Genomic DNA, 17,136 nt, shown 5'->3' on the forward strand with positions numbered 1-17,136 from the left:
TTAGTGTAATTCCTCACCTTAAATTTTAATAAAAATTTGTTCGTACGATTAATAGATAAATCAAGGCGTATTAATTTGGTCTACGCGCCAACCGAAATTCTATAATCGCTCGGAGTGCATTTTTTCAAAGACTTGAATTTTTTGTTGAAATTTGATATCGATTTAAAGCCAGATTCCTCGGCGACTTCTATAATGGTCATATCCTTTTTGGTAACAAGGAGTTGACACGCATGCGCTATACGTAGTTCTATGAGAAATTGAAAGAACGATTTATCGGTACGTTGTTTAAAAAATCTGCAGAATGCGTTCGGGGTCATAAATGACAAATTAGCAGCTGTGGCAAGCTTTATATCAGCTTGAAAGTTCTTGGTAACATAATCAAAAACATCCTGTAAGCGTTTACCTTCATTGGAATTTAAGGCCTTAGGATTTATAAATTCAATCAAGGTTTCTACTTTAGACGAACTTATCAGTTCCAAGAGTTTTAAAAATAGCATAAATCTGTTCAGTTTATCCTTTAAAGGAATTTGAAGCATTATTTCTATAATATCCGGCTTAATGGGGCTTACTTTAAAGCTTTTGTTCGCCACTTTAAAAAATGGTGTAATCTGTTCTAAATCAGGGATGTTAAAAAAATCCGCTCCAAAACTGTGTGGAGTAAAGAATAGGGAGATCATGTGCGCATGTTCTTTACTAGGGGTACTCTGAAATAGATGGGGGACCTGACTGCCAATGACAAAAACTTCGCCAGCACCGAAGGAATGAACGCTATCACCAACAATGAGTTTGCCGCTGCCGTTAACAATAAGGCTTATCTGTATTTCCTTGTGCTGATGAAGTTTATCAAAAAATACTAAACCCTTGTCTATCTGCACAAGCAGATGTACGTCAACTGGTTTTGAAATCTCAAAGGGAAGTACTTTCAATATAACTGTAATTTATCTCAAAACACTAAGTTATGTAATTTTTGAGGTAATATAAGCTTATATACGGCTAAAATTCAGGTATAGGAATAAATGCAATGGTCTCTATTTTTGTAGAAAATTAAATTATTATATATGAGTGTTCAATGGAAAGGCGTAATGCCCGCTGTAACGACAAAGTTCAAAGAAGATGATACTTTGGATATCGAGATGTTCGAAGTAAACATAAAAGCGCAACTAGAAGCTGGCGTTTCTGGAATTATCCTCGGTGGAACGCTGGGAGAGGCAAGTACGCTAACGTACGAGGAGAAGCGGACGCTAATTATAGAAACGGTTAAGATGGTAAAGGGTGCGGTTCCCATAATCATCAATATAGCTGAGCAAACGACTAAGGGTGCCATACATGCAGCAAAGGTAGCAGAGGAATGTGGGGCAAAGGGTCTAATGATGTTACCCCCAATGCGGTACAAGGCCAACGATTATGAAACCGTAACTTATTTTAAAACGGTTGCTAATAGTACTTCGTTACCCATTATGATATACAATAACCCGGTAGATTATGGTATTGAGGTTACGTTGGATATGTTCGATGAACTTATGGAGTGTAGTAATATCCAAGCAGTGAAGGAATCTACAAGGGATATTTCTAACGTTACGCGTATCAAAGCTAGATTTGGAGATAGGTTAAAAGTGCTTACAGGAGTAGATACTCTAGGTTTAGAAAGTATTCTTATGGGTGCGGACGGCTGGGTGGCTGGTTTAGTATGTGCGTTTCCGGCGGAAACCTGTGCTATTTTTGAACTGGCAAAAGCTGGAAAACGGGAAGAAGCACTTGAAATTTACCGTTGGTTCTTGCCTTTATTGGAGTTGGATATTAACCCCCAGTTGGTTCAGAATATTAAAATGGCAGAGGTTGCCACAGGAATAGGAACCGAAAGGGTAAGGGCACCAAGGCTTCCGTTAATAGGTGCGGAGAGAACACGCGTAGAAGGAGTAATTGCCAAAGGAATGGCTTCAAGACCTACCCTGCCAGTTTACAAGGAATTGAATATGGTACATAATTAATCCTACCATTTCATAAAATTTGAAAAGAAACACTGGAACGCGTATTGTTTCGTTCAGTGTTTCTTATTTTTAATAGTAAACTATAGCACATACAATGATTACAGGCGGAAACTATATAGGAGATGAAATCTCTAAACAAGGCACACATACTTATCAAACATTTAATCCAAAGTTAAATCTGCCTACACCATGGACTTTTCATGAAGCTACAGCGCAAGAGGTAAAGGCAGCGTGTGATTTGGCCGCGGAGGCTTTTGTCACCTATAAAAAGTGTACCGGTTCGGAGAAAGCGAAATTTTTGAGACAAATCGCCTTAGAGATTGAAGCGTTGGGGGATACATTGATTTCCACTTACATGCAGGAATCGGGTCTACCTGAAGGGAGAGCTAACGGAGAAAGGGGAAGAACCCTAGGCCAATTAAATGCGTTTGCCGATTTGTTGGAGGAAGGTTCTTGGGTAGAAGCAACAATAGATACCGCAAAACCGGATAGGCAACCCATTCCTAAAGTAGACCTAAGGAAAATGTTAATGCCCATTGGACCTATCGCTGTTTTTGGTTCTAGTAATTTTCCTTTGGCTTTTTCTACTGCGGGAGGAGATGCTGCCAGCGCCTTAGCGGCTGGTTGCCCGGTCATCGTCAAAAGTCACCCTATGCACTCCGGTACGGGAGAGCTAGTGGCTTCGGCTATTACCAAGGCTATTGACAAAACGGGAATGCCAAAAGGTGTTTTTTCGAATTTGAACAGTAGTGGTATAGCGGTCGGGGAGCAATTGGTAATGAACGATAAAATTAAGGGTGTCGGTTTTACGGGCAGTATTAAAGGGGGGACAGCTATTTATAAACTAGCAAATGGCCGTGAGGAACCTATTCCCGTATTTGCTGAAATGGGTAGCGTAAATCCAGTTATAGTACTGCCGAGCGCTTTAGAAGAACAGGGTGAAGATTGGGCTAAAAAATATGCCGGTTCCATTTTACTGGGTGCCGGCCAGTTTTGTACAAACCCGGGTCTACTTCTTGCCATAAAGAGTACTGCTTTAGATGGTTTTATTTCCACCTTGGGAGCAGAAATTAGTAAAGCTGAACCTATTTGTATGCTACACCCAAAGATTCATGAGAATTTTGAGAACGGCAAAGATGAAATGAGCCGTCAAGACACAGTAGATGTTGTCGCCGCATACGAAGAAAGCGCACCACCAAACTTTGCGAAACAGAAAGTATTGACCGTGAACGGGTCTGATTTTTTACGGAACACAAAGTTGCATCAAGAAGTATTTGGTCCGTTTTCTATTGTGGTGCGTTGTGAGGATTCAGAAGAATTGGAGGCTATTATTAAAAAGTTGGATGGGCAACTTACCGGAACCGTTTTGGGAAGTACAGTAGAATTGAATACTTACAACAGTGTTGTAGATAGTTTACAGAATAGGGTAGGAAGGATAATTTTTAACGGTGTGCCTACCGGGGTAGAAGTATGCCCCTCAATGCAACACGGAGGTCCTTTTCCCGCGACTACGGACAGTCGTTTTACTTCTGTTGGGACTTCTTCCATAAAGAGATGGGTGCGCCCAGTAGCATATCAAAGTTGGCCACAAAATATGTTACCAAAAGAATTACAGGATACAAACCCATTGAACGTAGTACGAATAGTAAACGGTGTGCATACCTCTAACAAAATCTAATATGTGTACGTTTAATAGAACTATAGGTCTGTTTTTTCTCTGTTTTGTCTTTAAGGGGATGGTGACGGTTTCCGCCCAACAGAATGCTTCGGAAGAATTAAAAAATATTATTCAGACCGTAGAGGGCTATGAGGTGTATGATAGTAAGGTGTATCCCTTGGGAAGATTTCAAGAAAAATTGAAAAAGCAAGAGTCGGATTTCGCTCAATCTCAATTGGTAGAACTAAAGAAACTCAATAGTTCAGAGTTGTCCGAAACGGAACAAATTTCTGCGGAACTAATACGTTTTCGTTTACAAAATACGGTTGATGAATACACCTATAAGATGCACCTGAACCCCATACAGGCGGACCAGGGATTCCATTTGAATCTCAACTATAGAATCAAACCCATATTATCCCATACCGATGCTAAACGCTACTTAAATGTTTTAAATGCCATACCTGCTTTTGTAAGTGAACATCTTGTAGTATTAAAAAAAGGTTTGGACGAGGGACTTTCACAACCAAAAATTATTTTCAACGGATACGAAAGTACCTACGATGTTCATATCGTGGCCGATTATACACAAAGCGGTTTCTATGATCCTTTTACCGCATTACCGTCATCGATGACGAAAGCACAAAAAGATTCTATACTTAATGCAGCGCAGATTGCAATTGAAAATAGTGTGGTGCCTTCGTTTAAAAAAATAAAGCAATTCTTCGAGGAAGAATATATTCCTAGAACAAGAACCACTTTGGGTGTATCCGAGACCCCTAACGGTAAAGACTTTTACCAGAACCGAATCAATTATTATACGACCACAGAACAGTATAGTGCTGATGATATTCATGAGATTGGACTCAATGAAGTGGCCAGAATACGTTCAGAGATGAAAGAGATAATTGAGCGCGTTGGTTTTGAGGGTAGCTTTTCTGATTTTTTAAGCTTTTTAAGGACGGATGACCAGTTTTATGCATCTACGGGAGAAGAATTGCTTATGCATGCGAGGGACATTGCCAAACGTATTGATGCGGAATTGCCTAAGTTCTTCAAGACCCTTCCTAGGAGACCTTATGGGGTAATCAAAGTGCCAGACGCCATTGCTCCTAAATATACCGGGGGTCGTTATTCAGGACCGTCCTCAGAAACCCAACCGGGATATTATTTAATAAACACCTACAAGTTGAAAAGTAGGCCCTTATACACTTTACCTTCCCTAACGGCACATGAAGCCGTTCCGGGACATCATCTACAGGGAAGTCTAAACAAGGAACTCGGGGACAGTATTCCCCAATTCAGAAAAAATATGTACCTCTCCGCTTATGGGGAAGGATGGGCGCTCTACACAGAGTTCCTAGGTAATGAATTGGGCATCTACACTACACGGTACGAAGAGTTTGGCAAGCTTACTTATGAAATGTGGCGCGCGTGCAGATTGGTGGTAGACACGGGAATCCATGCCAAGGGATGGTCACGTGAAAGAGTTTTGGATTATATGTTATCCAATACAGCGCTTTCTGAACATGAGGTAGGCACTGAGACCGATCGTTATATCGCATGGCCGGGTCAAGTTATTTCGTATAAAATTGGAGAATTAAAAATAAGGGAATTACGTAAAAAAGCAGAAGCGGAACTGGGAAGTAAATTTGATATTAGGCAGTTTCACGAAATTATTTTAGAACAGGGGACCGTTACGCTTCCTATTCTTGAGAGAAGAATTAATAACTATATCGCTGCCAGTAAATAGATACTTATGTCCAAAAATACTTTCGTTTGTATCGACGCGCATACCTGTGGTAATCCAGTGCGGGTTATCAAAGAAGGAGGTCCAGAACTTATTGGGGCAAATATGAGCCAAAAGCGTCAACATTTTTTGAAGGACTACGACTGGATACGAAAAGGATTAATGTTCGAGCCCCGCGGACATGATATGATGAGTGGTAGTATTTTTTATCCACCTTCAGACTCTAATAACGATTTCGGTATTCTTTTTATAGAAACAAGCGGCTGTTTGCCCATGTGCGGACATGGAACAATTGGTGCCATAACCATAGGGATAGAAGAGGGACTTTTAAAACCAAAAGTACCAGGAGAGGTGCGGATGGAAACTCCCGCCGGCTTAGTGAAAATACAATACCAGCAAACCGGTGATAAGGTAGATTGGGTAAAATTAACCAATGTAAAATCGTACCTAGCCGCTACGGGGTTGACCATTAATTCTTCCTACTTGGGAGAGTTGATATTTGATGTTTCGTACGGGGGCAATTTCTATGCTATTGTAGACCCACAAAAGAATTTTAGTGGCATACAGGATTTTTCAGCAAGTAAGTTGATTCAATTTAGTCAAGAGATTCGTGATAAAATCAATCTTGAATATCCCGATACGTTCATTCATCCGGAAGATGACACTATAAAAAATGTAAGTCATATGCTATGGACGGGCGAAACCATTTCTCCTAAAGCTACCGCTAGAAATGCCGTTTTTTATGGTGATAAAGCTATTGACCGGTCTCCTTGTGGTACGGGAACATCTGCACGTATGGCGCAATGGTATGCCAAAGGTAAATTACGACTTGGGGAAGATTTTATTCACGAAAGTTTTATCGGGTCCCAATTCATTGGGCGTGTAGAAGAAGAGACAGTTCTTGGGGACATGCCGGCGATAATCCCCAGTATAAAAGGTTGGGCTAAAATATACGGACAGAACACCATAACTATTGATGAGGACGACCCCTATGCACATGGATTTCAAGTATTATAAAAATGAGTAAAAATATTGTAATTATAGGAGGTGGAATCGTGGGCCTCAGTTCTGCCTACTACCTGCACAAAGCAGGTCATGAAGTAACCGTTATCGATAAATCGGATATTACCTCCGGAGCCTCTTTTGTTAATGCGGGTTACATTACTCCGAGCCATATTATTCCGTTAGCTTCGCCCGGCATGATTGCGACTGGGATTAAAATGATGTTTAATTCTGCAAGTCCGTTTTATATGAAACCAAGACTGGATAAAGATTTTCTAAAGTGGTCTTGGTATTTTCATAAATCTTCCACAAATGCTAAAGTAGAAAAGGCAATACCCTTGATAAAGGAAATCAATATCATTAGTAGGGAGTTGTATGCAGATATAAAGCAATCAGGAGATTTAGGAACTTTTCAACTAGAACGGAAAGGACTGTTGATGCTGTATAAAACCGAAAAGTCCTATTTACACGAGGCTGAGGTTGCTAAAAAAGCAAGTTTTTTGGGCTTGGAAGTAAATGAACTCAATAAAGAAGAATTACAAAATATAGAACCGAATATAAGAATAGATGCACTGGGTGCCATTCATTATGAATGTGATGGACACACCACGCCGACGGAGTTTATGCCAAAAATGCTCAACTATTTGAAGAAACAGGGAGTTAAGGTCAAAACCAACGAAGAAGTTGAGGATATTGTACTCAAGAATCAAAGAATAATCGGACTTAGAACCGACAAGGATATCTACGAAACCGACGATGTCGTAATGGCCGCAGGATCATGGAGTGGAGAACTTTCCAAAAAATTGAAAATCGATTTACCCTTACAGGCCGGGAAAGGCTATCGTATAAATGTTGAAAGAGAAACGGGGATATCTTTACCGGCCATACTTATGGAGGCCAAGATGGCCGTGACACCTATGAAGGGCTTTACACGTTTCGCCGGCACCATGGAATTTTCGGGAATTAATAATATTATCAGGAAGGAGCGAGTGCAGGCCATAGCAAAAGGGGCCAAAACCTTTTATCCAGAATTGGAGATTCAAAAAGATGAAATTGAAAACGCCTCAACGGGCATGAGACCGGTGTCACCAGATGGTTTACCTTATATCGGAAAATCTAAGATTATAAACAACCTGACTTTTGCTGCCGGGCACGCCATGATGGGTTGGAGTTTAGGGCCCGCGACGGGTAAACTGGTTTCCGAAATTATCGACGAACAGAAACCGTCTATGAGTATCGATGCTTTCGCTCCCGACCGTAAATTTGTCTAATTACAAATGTTAGGGAATAAATTTGGCACAGAACTATTGCAACGATTCTGAATATTAGCTGGTTTTTTAAACTTTAGTTAATTACCATTCACCGACAGTAAAGCGTCATTGGGCTACACTTCTATTTGTAGTAGCTGTAAAAACAGGAACTTTAACCTCTTATAAAAATAGAATTATGGATATTTTGCTTATTGAGGATGATACAATTGAGGTAATGAAATTAGAGCGAACGCTTTCTAAGCTAGAAACAAAGCATAATATTGTTAAAGCAACGAATGGCGAAGAGGCATTGGCACTTTTAAAATCCGGAAATAAATTACCGGATATTATTCTTCTAGATTTGAATATGCCAAGAATGAGTGGAACAGAATTCTTGGAAATTCTCAAGGCAGATGACATCTTAAAATACCTACCTACCATTATACTCACAACTTCGGAGAATAGGGCGGATTTACTAAAATGTTACCAAATTGGTGTAGCTGGTTATATTATAAAACCTTTAAAATACGCTGATTACGAATCAAAAATGAAAAAAGTCTTGGCGTATTGGAGTGTTAACCAATTAGTCAAAGGCTAATTAAAAAGTTGATTTCACAACATTATTTTTTTGACAGGTAATACTTTTCTTACTTTTAAATCTTTAATTTTAATTTATGAAAGGTATAATTTTTACGGAATTTTTGGAAATGGTAGAGTCCAAATTTGGACTAGAAACGGTGGATACCATCATTGAGGGAGCAGACTTACCCTCTCAAGGCATTTACACCTCTGTAGGTACTTACGATTTCAATGAGATGGTTGGTCTTATTACGGAACTTAGTAAGGACACGGATATACCCTTAGGGGATTTGATTTATGCTTTTGGACATTATCTTTTTGCAGGTCTGGGAGCAGCTCATCCAGAGGTCATACAAAATTATAATTCGCCTTTGGCTTTGTTGTATTCTATCGAAGACCATATACATGTGCATGTCCGGAAACTTTATCCTGATGCAGAGTTGCCAACGTTCAAAATTTTGGAAAAAACAGATGACACCCTATCCATGATTTATTCCTCTTCAAGAGGTTTGTATAGACTTGCACATGGTCTAATAGAAAAATCTTTCGAGCATTTTAATGAAAGTGCCACCGTAGTCTATGAACTATTGAAAGAGGATGGCTCTGAAGTTAAATTTCACATCACACAGCATGGATAGCAAAGAAGTTCAATTGCTGAAACGCGCTTTGGACCGACAGAAAAAGGCTCGTATTCAGGCTGAAAAAATATTAGAACAAAAGTCTAAAGAGCTTTACGATACTACCTATCATTTAAAAGAAGCTAACGCTAAATTAGAGAATTTACTGAATGAAAAAACCTCGGAATTAGATGGTGTTTTCATAAATATCATCGACCCTTATGTGGTCATGGACCTTCATTTTAATGTTATTAATATGAACGTCTCCGCCAAGGATTTCTTAGGATACGATCATGGTGTGGAAGATTTGAACTTATCCCAGTTGGTTCACAAGGATTTCATGGCCTATACCGCTGAATCCATGCAGTCTTTAATGGAAATAGGTATTCTTAAAAATTATAGGGCCAAAATTATAGTCAAGGATGGTAGTACAAAATGGGTTCAAATTAATGCTAGTCTCATTTACGACACCCATAAAAAGCCCATTGCAGCTCAAGGAATTCTGAGGGATATCACCCAGGAAATGGAAATAAAACAATTGCTGTCCGAACAAAAAAGACAGTTGGATATTATTGTCGAGAATTCTCCTCTCGGTATTGTACTCACGGACAATGGCAAAATTATAAAGGCCAATGCTACCACTACAAGTCTACTGGGGTTCACTGAATTAGAGCTTAAAACAATGCACGTTAAAGATATCTCTGCCGCAGAAAATGCGGAAGAAAGTCTAGAGCTCGTAAAGAAAATGAATGCTGGTGAACTAGAGAAATTTTCAGTGGTGAAGAAATATCGTAAAAAGAACGGGTCAGAGCTACTTGCCAAAACCTTAGTAAGTGCGGTAAAGAATAGTGCAGGAGAAACAGATTATCAAGTAGCTTTAATTGAGGATATTACCAAGCAAAGGGAAGCAGAGGATCGTTTGAACGTGGAGCGGGAGAAGTATAGCAGTATAATAGCCAACATGAACTTAGGTCTCATTGAGGTAGATAATGATGATATTATCCAAATGGTCAACCAAAGTTTTACGGTCATGAGTGGTTTCCAAGAAAATGAGCTTGTGGGTAAAAAGGCTGCTCATGTGCTAAAGGTAAAAAACGATAATGTCATTCAGGAGAAAACAGCTAAAAGACTGGCTGGCTCATCAGATTCCTACGAAATTGAAGTCCTGAACAAAAATGGAGAAGTAAAGCACTGGTTAATAAGTGGTGCACCAAGGTATGATGCGGATAATAAAGTCATCGGGTCCATTGGTATACATCTGGATATTACCAATCAAAAGTCTCTAGAATTACAAAAAGAGGTTTTATTGAAAGAATTGGAGAAAAGCAATAAGGGTTTACAAGAGTATGCTCACATTGTTTCCCACGACTTAAAATCTCCATTGCGGAGTATTAGTGCTTTAGCAACATGGATCCAAGAGGATTACAGTGATGTACTCGATGAAAATGGGCAGCAGAACCTTCAATTAATGCAGGAGAAGGTTACCGCTATGGATAAGCTGATACACGGCATATTGGAATACTCTACGGCAGACAGTTCCACGATGGATGTGGCCGAGGTAAATTTAAATGAAGTTGTTAAAGCTGTGGGGGATAGTATCTATATTCCTGACCACGTAAAGCTAACGGTGCCGGAAAAGCTACCTGTTATATTTGCCGACCGTACCAAAATACATCAACTGTTCCAGAATATAATTGGGAACGCTGTTGTACATATCGAAAGAAAAGAGGGTATGGTTCAGGTCCTTTATTCTGAAACGGAAACGCATTGGGGTTTTTCCATTAAAGATAATGGTGTGGGTATTCCTAAGGAGTATCATAAAAAGATTTTTGAGATTTTTCAATCTATTGGTCATAATGAAAGGTCAACAGGTATTGGATTGTCCATCGTAAAAAAAATAATAGATCGTTATGGTGGCGAAGTTTGGTTAGAAAGTGAAGTAGGAACAGGTACGGAGTTCCATTTTACACTAGATAAAGACATTTGTTCCCTAAAACCAGTTAAATGAGAATAGTACAAGGAATTAAAAAAGCAGACGGTAAATTTGTATTGAACAGTGCCGAAAAATTAAGCGGGCCGCTGGTAATGGTCTTTGGTAACAGGTATATGTTAGAAGATTCTTCGCTATATGATGAGGTTAGGAACTTATTCCCAAATGGACATATTGTATTTGGTTCTACTTCTGGAGAGATAATTAATGAGGCCGTTGAAGAAAAGACGATTGTTCTTACGGCCATCGCGTTTGAGAAAAGTAGTTTCATAGTGCATACCAAGAATGTTAAGGAATTTGATAACAATGACTTTAATTTGGGTCAGGCACTGATGAAAGAGTTTCCTAAAGATAAGCTCAAATACTTCTTCCTGGTTTCAGAAGGCAGCACCGTAAATGGCAGTGCCCTAATTAAGGGATTTGAAACCGGCAAAGCAAAAAACATAGGATTGTCCGGAGGGTTATGTGGAGACGATGATCGATTTGAAAAAACGTTGGCCTCATATAATGAGAATCCTAAAGAGGGAGAAGTGGTAGCCATAGCATTTTACGGCGACACCTTAGAAATATCCAGTGCCAATTTTGGGGGCTGGACCTCCTTTGGACCTGAACGCATCATAACCAAATCCAATAATAACGTTTTATACGAGCTTGATGGTAAACCGGCATTGGACCTATACAAAAGATATTTAGGGGACAAGGCCAAAGAATTACCTAAATCTGCTCTTCTGTATCCGTTAAGCGTAATTACTACCGAAAATGAAGCCGCCATAGTGAGGACCATACTTAATATTGATGAAAATAATAATACCATGATCTTAGCTGGTGATGTGCCAGAAGGTTCTCGTGTACAATTAATGATGTCTACCGTAGATGATATTGCCAATGGCGCCAGAACTGCAGCGGAGCTAGCTATGAAAAATCGTAAGAATAAACCGGAACTTGCAATTTTAGTCAGTTGTGTAGGCAGAAAATTGGTTATGGACCAACGAACGGAGGAAGAGGTGGAAGAGGTTATATCCGTAATAGGGGATAATGCGGTTGTTTCAGGATTTTATTCTTATGGAGAAATGGCACCCTTTGAAGGTCAGGATAGCTGTAAGCTACATAACCAAACCATGACACTAACCCTATTTAGCGAATAATGTCATCACTTCTAAGAAGACAGATACGGAAATATTTACCTGAGGATTTCAAGGATCATCCCGACCTACAAGTGTTTATGGATGCTGTAGGAAAATCATATGAGAACTATGACGAAAAACTTTCCATGATGCAACGGGCCACGGCCATTAGCTCAGAAGAGTTGTTTCTTGCAAATAGGGAATTGGAAAAGGAAGCGAAACGACAAAAAAATGTATTGCTGTCCTTAGAGCGTGCAGTAGAAAGTCTAAACGTAAATTTGGAGACTAAGTATCCTAAGGACAAACAAAAAACTTTACCGGTAGATATCGAAAAACTGGCAAAACATGTTGGGCATTTGGCAACTGAAATAACTAGGGTTACCGAGGAGAAAAATACACTTCTAAAGGACTTGGCTGCACAAAACGATTCATTGAACAATTACGTAAAAATGGTTTCCCATGATTTAAAGTCTCCCATAAGAAACGTACATGCCTTAATGTCCTGGATTACTGAAGAGGAAAAGGAGAACTTCTCTGAGGATAGTAAAAACAATTGTGCACTGGTCGCTGAAAATTTGACCAGAATGGATAATCTCATCAACGGTATCCTACAACATGCTACGGTGGGGAATCATATGGAGAACAGAACCAATGTTGATATAAAAAACCTACTATCGGAAATTGTTGCTACTTCGCAAGTGCCTGAATACATCAATTTTGAATTGGCCAATGACTTGCCCGTTATATCAATTCAAAAATATTGGATAGAACAATTGTTCCGAAATTTAGTGTCGAATGCCATTGCAGCCGTAGAAGATAAAAAGCTGGGTCTAATTAGTATTGATTTTATTCCCGATGAAATTTATTGGAAGTTTACCATTAGAGACAATGGCAAAGGAATTCCCGAAAAATATATGACCACAATTTTTGAGATGTTCACTAAGCTGGAAAGTAGCTCCAATGCTGCCGGTGTTGGCCTTTCTTTAGTGAAGAAAATTACGGCTTTATTCCAAGGCGATGTTTGGCTGGAATCGGAACCAAATAAAGGAACTACATTTTACGTTACATTTAAAAAGGATTATCATGAGCAAGCCTAATTTGGATTATATTAAGGACCTGGCAGGAGATGATAAAGAATTTGAAAATCAATTTATACACATTTTGAAAACCGAATTCCCGTCTGAAAAGGTTATCTATGAAAAGGCTGTTCTGGAGGGGAACTTTCATGAAGCAGCTCAGATTGTCCATAAATTAAAGCATAAATTTAATATCTTGAGCATGACAGAGGCTTATACGTTGTCCGTTGCTTACGAAGAAGAGTTAAATGCTCAAAATATGGAAAAAGACAAAGAATTTCTCAAAGAGCTGTGTACCATTGAAACGTACCTCAAAACAATCTGAATATGACCTGTATTATTGTAGACGATGAGGCCGCTGCTAGAGCTATTGTTCATCAGCTGTGTTCTAAATATGAGGAATTAATTGTCCTAGATGAGTTTGATAATGCAATAGATGCCATAAAATTTTTGAATCAGCAAGATGTGGATGTGGTTTTCTTGGATATTCACATGCCCGGTTTCAGTGGTGTAGATTTTGTACAGACCCTAAAAAGCTCACCAAGAATAGTGTTGACCACATCAGATACTGAATTTGCGATTGAAGCGTATGAATATGAAGCTATAGTAGATTACTTGGTCAAACCAATAACACCACCACGCTTTGAAAAATCGCTTCAGAAAATAAAGAACGCTTTGGCAAGTAGTGGGGGAAAAGAAGAACAGGGCAGTTCTAATGAATCTGGTGCAGAGGAAGATCTTTATATCAACATAGATAGGCGGTTGATAAAACTAAAGCTGAAAGAGGTTTTGTTCGTAGAAGCGAAGGGAGACTATATAGATATTACTACAGAAGGTAAGACATACCATGTGCATACCACATTAAAGAAGATAAAAGAGAAGCTCCCGGAAAAGACCTTTTTACAGATACACCGATCGTACATCATCAATTTTACTAGGATTATAGACATTGAGGACAATAGTGTACTTATAGAAAAGAAAGTAATTCCGATAAGCAGGTCTAGTCGTCCTGAACTTATTAGGAGGTTAAACTTATTGTGACAGCTTCTTCCCTTATTTAGTTAGCTTATCGTAAAATAATGGTTTTTTGGTGAGTAACCATTTTAGCTTTATTCCTAATTCCGTGAATTCGAAACCTGCCGCGGTCGCCGATGCTATATTGCTGTATTTTCCATAAATACCTGTAATAAAACGTTTGGAAAACCGATGTTGAACATTTGCCTCGGCCCTGAAAATCGTGGTATTTGGGTCGGCTTCTACTTGTTGTATACCCGTTGCGGTACTGGCCATGTAAGAAGTCTTCTCGGAAATGGTGCCCCTTACATCTGCAAAAATCTCTAGCGCTTGATATTTTTCCGGACTGAAATAAATTGTAGGTACTTGTTCCGCGAAGGTTATATATTGATAATTAACTCCCATTTTTAATGCCGGTTTTTTCAATAAGGTATAGTACAGGGAGGTAAAAAGCAGATTACGACTGTTAGCATCACTCTGTTGCGTATGGATAAGCTGGGTATACCAACCCAAATTAAAGTTCGTTCCAAGATTATAGTTAAGAGAGTAATTGTTAAGTACGATTTCACGCTCAATTAGGTCAGCATTAAAATTTTGAACTTCACGTTGGTAACCCACTTCTAGATTTTGCATTTTAAAGGGTTGCGTAGCTAATTTAATATCCAAGACGGGTTGTGTATAAGCGTCATCCATAAATTGCGAGTTGTTCAGACCTAGGATGCTTTTGAACATTACTTTAGGGAATAATTTGTAGTGTAGACCTGCAACGAGTACATGTGAATTGGCCTTATTACCTGTAACCGTGTTTTCGGTCGTTCTATACAGGTACGAGAGGGTAGTGCGGCATTTTGTTGACAAGGGAACGTCCACCGTAGTGTTGGTGAAAAAGGCATTATTATTACCATTATCGAAGGTGTAAGCGGCATGTTCCTCAACGGTAGGCGTGTGTATGGTATTGAGTTTTACAATAAAGCCGGTAGCATCCTTTTGATTTTCATAAATTTCCAATGTCTTAAAGGCCGCCCGGTAAGCAGGTACAATGCGATCGGCTGCAAAAAGAGCATTAGCAATGCCTAGGTTACCGTCAAAGGAGTTCTTGTCATTCGCTAAGATTTGGGAATAACTGTTAACACTTGTCTTGGCATCTCCAGTATACAGTCCAAGAGTTGCCTTTAAAGCTAAAATCCAATTCCTATTTGGATTTTCCAACGATAAACTATCTATAAGTCTTCTGGCTTTGACGAATTTTTGGTTCCAAATCAATGCTTGAACATAACGGTCGTAGGTTTGTTCCACAAGTGGAGTATTCTCGATTTTCTTGACTTTGGATTTCGCCAGCGTTGCTTGTTTTAAAGCTTCTTTATCCCTTTCTCCTATATGTTCTGCCAGTGCCAAACCATTTAGAGCTGTTATGGAATCTTTTGGTGTTGTGGCATATCTCTTATAAATGCCCTTTGCACTGGATACTTCTTTGGTAATGAGATATAAGTTGGCCAAGTTTAATAAAGCATCTTTGTCCTCAGGAAAATCATTGAATATTTGTTTTAGAAGCTGCTCGCCTTTCTTGTACTGTTGATTGTTCACAAATTTGTTCGCATAGCCCAAGCGCATATATTTTCTAGAAACTTTGGCATTTTCGCTATCTGGCTGTAGAAGTAATGCTTTCTCTACCCAAATAAGGGCCTCCTCATATTCTTTTAAATTACTCAAGGTATTTGCATAGCCTAGAACTGCACCAAAATTTTCTGGATAATCACTTACCAAAGCCTTATAAAGTGGTTTGGCAGTAGTATAGTCTTTTGCCCATAAATAGGATTCGTTATAATTGATACGTACTTCAAAATCCTTGGGAAAGTTTTCTAACATTTTGGAGAATAATAGGGTCGCTTTCTTTGGTTCGCCACTTAGCCCCACCGCACGGCCGTAACATAGCTGTGCTGTTTTATTTTTCGGATTTGATTCTAGGTATGTTCTGAAAAAATATTCGGCTTCTTCAAAATTGCCATTTTCCAAAAGTTCAAAGCCGGGTTGCATAGAATTTTGTGCAGATGCAAAAGATGTTACGAGGATAAAAAAGAGGTATAGAAAATATCTGTTCATTAATAGTAGGATTATTACTACAAAAATATAACGCTTATATCAGGTATTTATTAGTGCTAAGTTGTTTTTGTAAAGTTAGAGGCAATACATGAGTACCGGAAGTACGATAACTACCACTCATCTACAGAAATCTTCCATCTACCTATAAGGAACATTTTCGGAAGAACATTACTTGGATATTTGTATGAGAATTGAACATAAACATCTTTAAAACCATACAAATGACAACCATAAAATCATTACTAACGAAAGTTCCCCCGGAACGGTTGTACTTAGGTAGTATGCTTCTTCTATTTGGAAGCTACTACCTTTACAACCAAATTTCCGCTTGGATAATTGGAAGTTACCTAGAAGGTACCGATACCCAACTGTTCAAAGCACTAATACTAACCGGTGGTATTGTCTGCAAGTTAACTTGGTCCGCAGTGTTACTGGTATCGCTGTATGCTTTGATGGAGCGCAAGGAGCCAAGCTATACAAGTACTATTATCAACAATTTTGTACGTTGTAGTCTAGTCATGTGGGCTGCCGTACTCCTTTTTAGTGTTATACGGCCAGAGCTACTCATTACTAAATTAACCGATGAGAGCTTCCTCTTTATTGCGCCGTACCTATGGAAGTACGTATTGGCCGTATTCTTGTTTACAATATCTAACGTTATTAGCTACTACTTTGTCCTGCTAAAGGAATATACACCTATAGTATTTTCCCTAATTATCAGCCTTTTTCAAATAAGTATGCTGTTCTTTTTCCACAATGGTCTCAGCATTGTTGTTCACGTACAGGTGATGTCAATGATTACTTTGTTCGTATTACAGGTACTGTACTTTGAATTTAGTACTACAAATAAAATTCTCACTTAGGTAGGCACTCATACGTAGTTCTTAAAAATCCTTTAAATATTGATATTAGAAAATAGGTTTCAGGGGAAGTAATGGTCTGGAAAATACAGAATAAATTATTTTTTAATAAATATATGAAAATTCTTA

The 17,136-nt window shown here is 38.9% G+C and carries 15 protein-coding genes; 13 read left to right on the forward strand and 2 right to left on the reverse strand.

Annotated elements, in window-relative coordinates; all coding sequences use genetic code 11:
• Window positions 1-80: 80 nt before the first annotated feature.
• Entirely contained in the window at window positions 81-926 is an 846-nt protein-coding gene (locus tag BFP77_RS10105; protein WP_099573906.1) for an AraC family transcriptional regulator, read from the reverse strand.
• Window positions 927-1,058: 132 nt separating this feature from the next.
• Between BFP77_RS10105 and BFP77_RS10110 the strand changes: the two genes are divergently transcribed.
• From BFP77_RS10110 to BFP77_RS10165, 12 genes are all read left to right on the forward strand, one after another.
• Window positions 1,059-1,988 (forward strand): dihydrodipicolinate synthase family protein, encoded by a 930-nt coding sequence (locus tag BFP77_RS10110; RefSeq protein WP_099573907.1) that lies wholly within the window; start codon window positions 1,059-1,061, stop codon window positions 1,986-1,988.
• 94 nt (window positions 1,989-2,082) lie between these two features.
• Window positions 2,083-3,666, forward strand: coding sequence for an aldehyde dehydrogenase (NADP(+)) (locus tag BFP77_RS10115; protein WP_099573908.1), 1,584 nt, complete (start codon window positions 2,083-2,085; stop codon window positions 3,664-3,666).
• A gap of 1 nt (window position 3,667) precedes the next feature.
• Window positions 3,668-5,398: a DUF885 domain-containing protein gene (locus BFP77_RS10120; RefSeq protein WP_373604826.1), complete on the forward strand. Its 1,731-nt coding sequence runs from the start codon at window positions 3,668-3,670 to the stop codon at window positions 5,396-5,398.
• A 6-nt stretch (window positions 5,399-5,404) separates the two neighbouring features.
• Entirely contained in the window at window positions 5,405-6,412 is a 1,008-nt protein-coding gene (locus BFP77_RS10125) for a 4-hydroxyproline epimerase (protein WP_099573910.1), read from the forward strand.
• A gap of 2 nt (window positions 6,413-6,414) precedes the next feature.
• Entirely contained in the window at window positions 6,415-7,668 is a 1,254-nt protein-coding gene (locus BFP77_RS10130) for an NAD(P)/FAD-dependent oxidoreductase (RefSeq protein ID WP_099573911.1), read from the forward strand.
• A 175-nt stretch (window positions 7,669-7,843) separates the two neighbouring features.
• A complete protein-coding gene (locus tag BFP77_RS10135; protein ID WP_099573912.1) occupies window positions 7,844-8,245 on the forward strand; it encodes a response regulator in 402 nt (133 codons plus the stop codon).
• A 76-nt stretch (window positions 8,246-8,321) separates the two neighbouring features.
• Window positions 8,322-8,864 carry a heme NO-binding domain-containing protein gene (locus tag BFP77_RS10140; protein ID WP_099573913.1) on the forward strand — a complete coding sequence of 181 codons (543 nt, stop codon included), beginning with the start codon at window positions 8,322-8,324 and terminating at the stop codon, window positions 8,862-8,864.
• A complete protein-coding gene (locus BFP77_RS10145) occupies window positions 8,857-10,851 on the forward strand; it encodes a PAS domain-containing sensor histidine kinase (protein ID WP_099573914.1) in 1,995 nt (664 codons plus the stop codon). Before BFP77_RS10140 ends, BFP77_RS10145 begins: the two co-directional genes overlap by 8 nt.
• Window positions 10,848-11,978 carry an FIST signal transduction protein gene (locus BFP77_RS10150; RefSeq protein WP_099573915.1) on the forward strand — a complete coding sequence of 377 codons (1,131 nt, stop codon included), beginning with the start codon at window positions 10,848-10,850 and terminating at the stop codon, window positions 11,976-11,978. Before BFP77_RS10145 ends, BFP77_RS10150 begins: the two co-directional genes overlap by 4 nt.
• On the forward strand, window positions 11,978-13,054 hold the full coding sequence (locus BFP77_RS10155; protein WP_099573916.1) for a sensor histidine kinase: 1,077 nt from the start codon (window positions 11,978-11,980) through the stop codon (window positions 13,052-13,054). The genes BFP77_RS10150 and BFP77_RS10155 overlap by 1 nt, the downstream gene beginning before the upstream one ends.
• Complete coding sequence (locus BFP77_RS10160; RefSeq protein ID WP_241240878.1) at window positions 13,041-13,358, forward strand: Hpt domain-containing protein; 318 nt, start codon at window positions 13,041-13,043, stop codon at window positions 13,356-13,358. The genes BFP77_RS10155 and BFP77_RS10160 overlap by 14 nt, the downstream gene beginning before the upstream one ends.
• 2 nt (window positions 13,359-13,360) lie before the next feature.
• Window positions 13,361-14,074 carry a LytR/AlgR family response regulator transcription factor gene (locus tag BFP77_RS10165; RefSeq protein ID WP_099573917.1) on the forward strand — a complete coding sequence of 238 codons (714 nt, stop codon included), beginning with the start codon at window positions 13,361-13,363 and terminating at the stop codon, window positions 14,072-14,074.
• A 12-nt stretch (window positions 14,075-14,086) separates the two neighbouring features.
• On the opposite strand, the gene BFP77_RS10170 is transcribed toward BFP77_RS10165, so the two are convergent.
• Entirely contained in the window at window positions 14,087-16,147 is a 2,061-nt protein-coding gene (locus BFP77_RS10170; protein ID WP_099573918.1) for a tetratricopeptide repeat protein, read from the reverse strand.
• A 221-nt stretch (window positions 16,148-16,368) separates the two neighbouring features.
• On the opposite strand from BFP77_RS10170, the gene BFP77_RS10175 reads away from it, so the two are divergent.
• Window positions 16,369-17,010 carry a hypothetical protein gene (locus tag BFP77_RS10175; protein ID WP_099573919.1) on the forward strand — a complete coding sequence of 214 codons (642 nt, stop codon included), beginning with the start codon at window positions 16,369-16,371 and terminating at the stop codon, window positions 17,008-17,010.
• The last annotated feature ends 126 nt before the right edge of the window (window positions 17,011-17,136 follow it).

The organism is Maribacter sp. 4U21 (assembly GCF_002742365.1).
GTDB lineage: Bacteria > Bacteroidota > Bacteroidia > Flavobacteriales > Flavobacteriaceae > Maribacter.

Bases quoted from the DNA above. Each gene is read 5' to 3' on its own strand.
- BFP77_RS10125 (WP_099573910.1), top strand. From the start codon at position 5,405: ATGTCCAAAAATACTTTCGTTTGTATCGACGCGCATACCTGTGGTAAT.
- BFP77_RS10130 (WP_099573911.1), top strand. From the start codon at position 6,415: ATGAGTAAAAATATTGTAATTATAGGAGGTGGAATCGTGGGCCTCAGT.
- BFP77_RS10135 (WP_099573912.1), top strand. From the start codon at position 7,844: ATGGATATTTTGCTTATTGAGGATGATACAATTGAGGTAATGAAATTA.
- BFP77_RS10140 (WP_099573913.1), top strand. From the start codon at position 8,322: ATGAAAGGTATAATTTTTACGGAATTTTTGGAAATGGTAGAGTCCAAA.
- BFP77_RS10155 (WP_099573916.1), top strand. From the start codon at position 11,978: ATGTCATCACTTCTAAGAAGACAGATACGGAAATATTTACCTGAGGAT.
- BFP77_RS10120 (WP_373604826.1), top strand. From the start codon at position 3,668: ATGTGTACGTTTAATAGAACTATAGGTCTGTTTTTTCTCTGTTTTGTC.
- BFP77_RS10170 (WP_099573918.1), bottom strand. From the start codon at position 16,147: ATGAACAGATATTTTCTATACCTCTTTTTTATCCTCGTAACATCTTTT.
- BFP77_RS10175 (WP_099573919.1), top strand. From the start codon at position 16,369: ATGACAACCATAAAATCATTACTAACGAAAGTTCCCCCGGAACGGTTG.
- BFP77_RS10110 (WP_099573907.1), top strand. From the start codon at position 1,059: ATGAGTGTTCAATGGAAAGGCGTAATGCCCGCTGTAACGACAAAGTTC.
- BFP77_RS10165 (WP_099573917.1), top strand. From the start codon at position 13,361: ATGACCTGTATTATTGTAGACGATGAGGCCGCTGCTAGAGCTATTGTT.
- BFP77_RS10150 (WP_099573915.1), top strand. From the start codon at position 10,848: ATGAGAATAGTACAAGGAATTAAAAAAGCAGACGGTAAATTTGTATTG.
- BFP77_RS10145 (WP_099573914.1), top strand. From the start codon at position 8,857: ATGGATAGCAAAGAAGTTCAATTGCTGAAACGCGCTTTGGACCGACAG.
- BFP77_RS10160 (WP_241240878.1), top strand. From the start codon at position 13,041: ATGAGCAAGCCTAATTTGGATTATATTAAGGACCTGGCAGGAGATGAT.
- BFP77_RS10115 (WP_099573908.1), top strand. From the start codon at position 2,083: ATGATTACAGGCGGAAACTATATAGGAGATGAAATCTCTAAACAAGGC.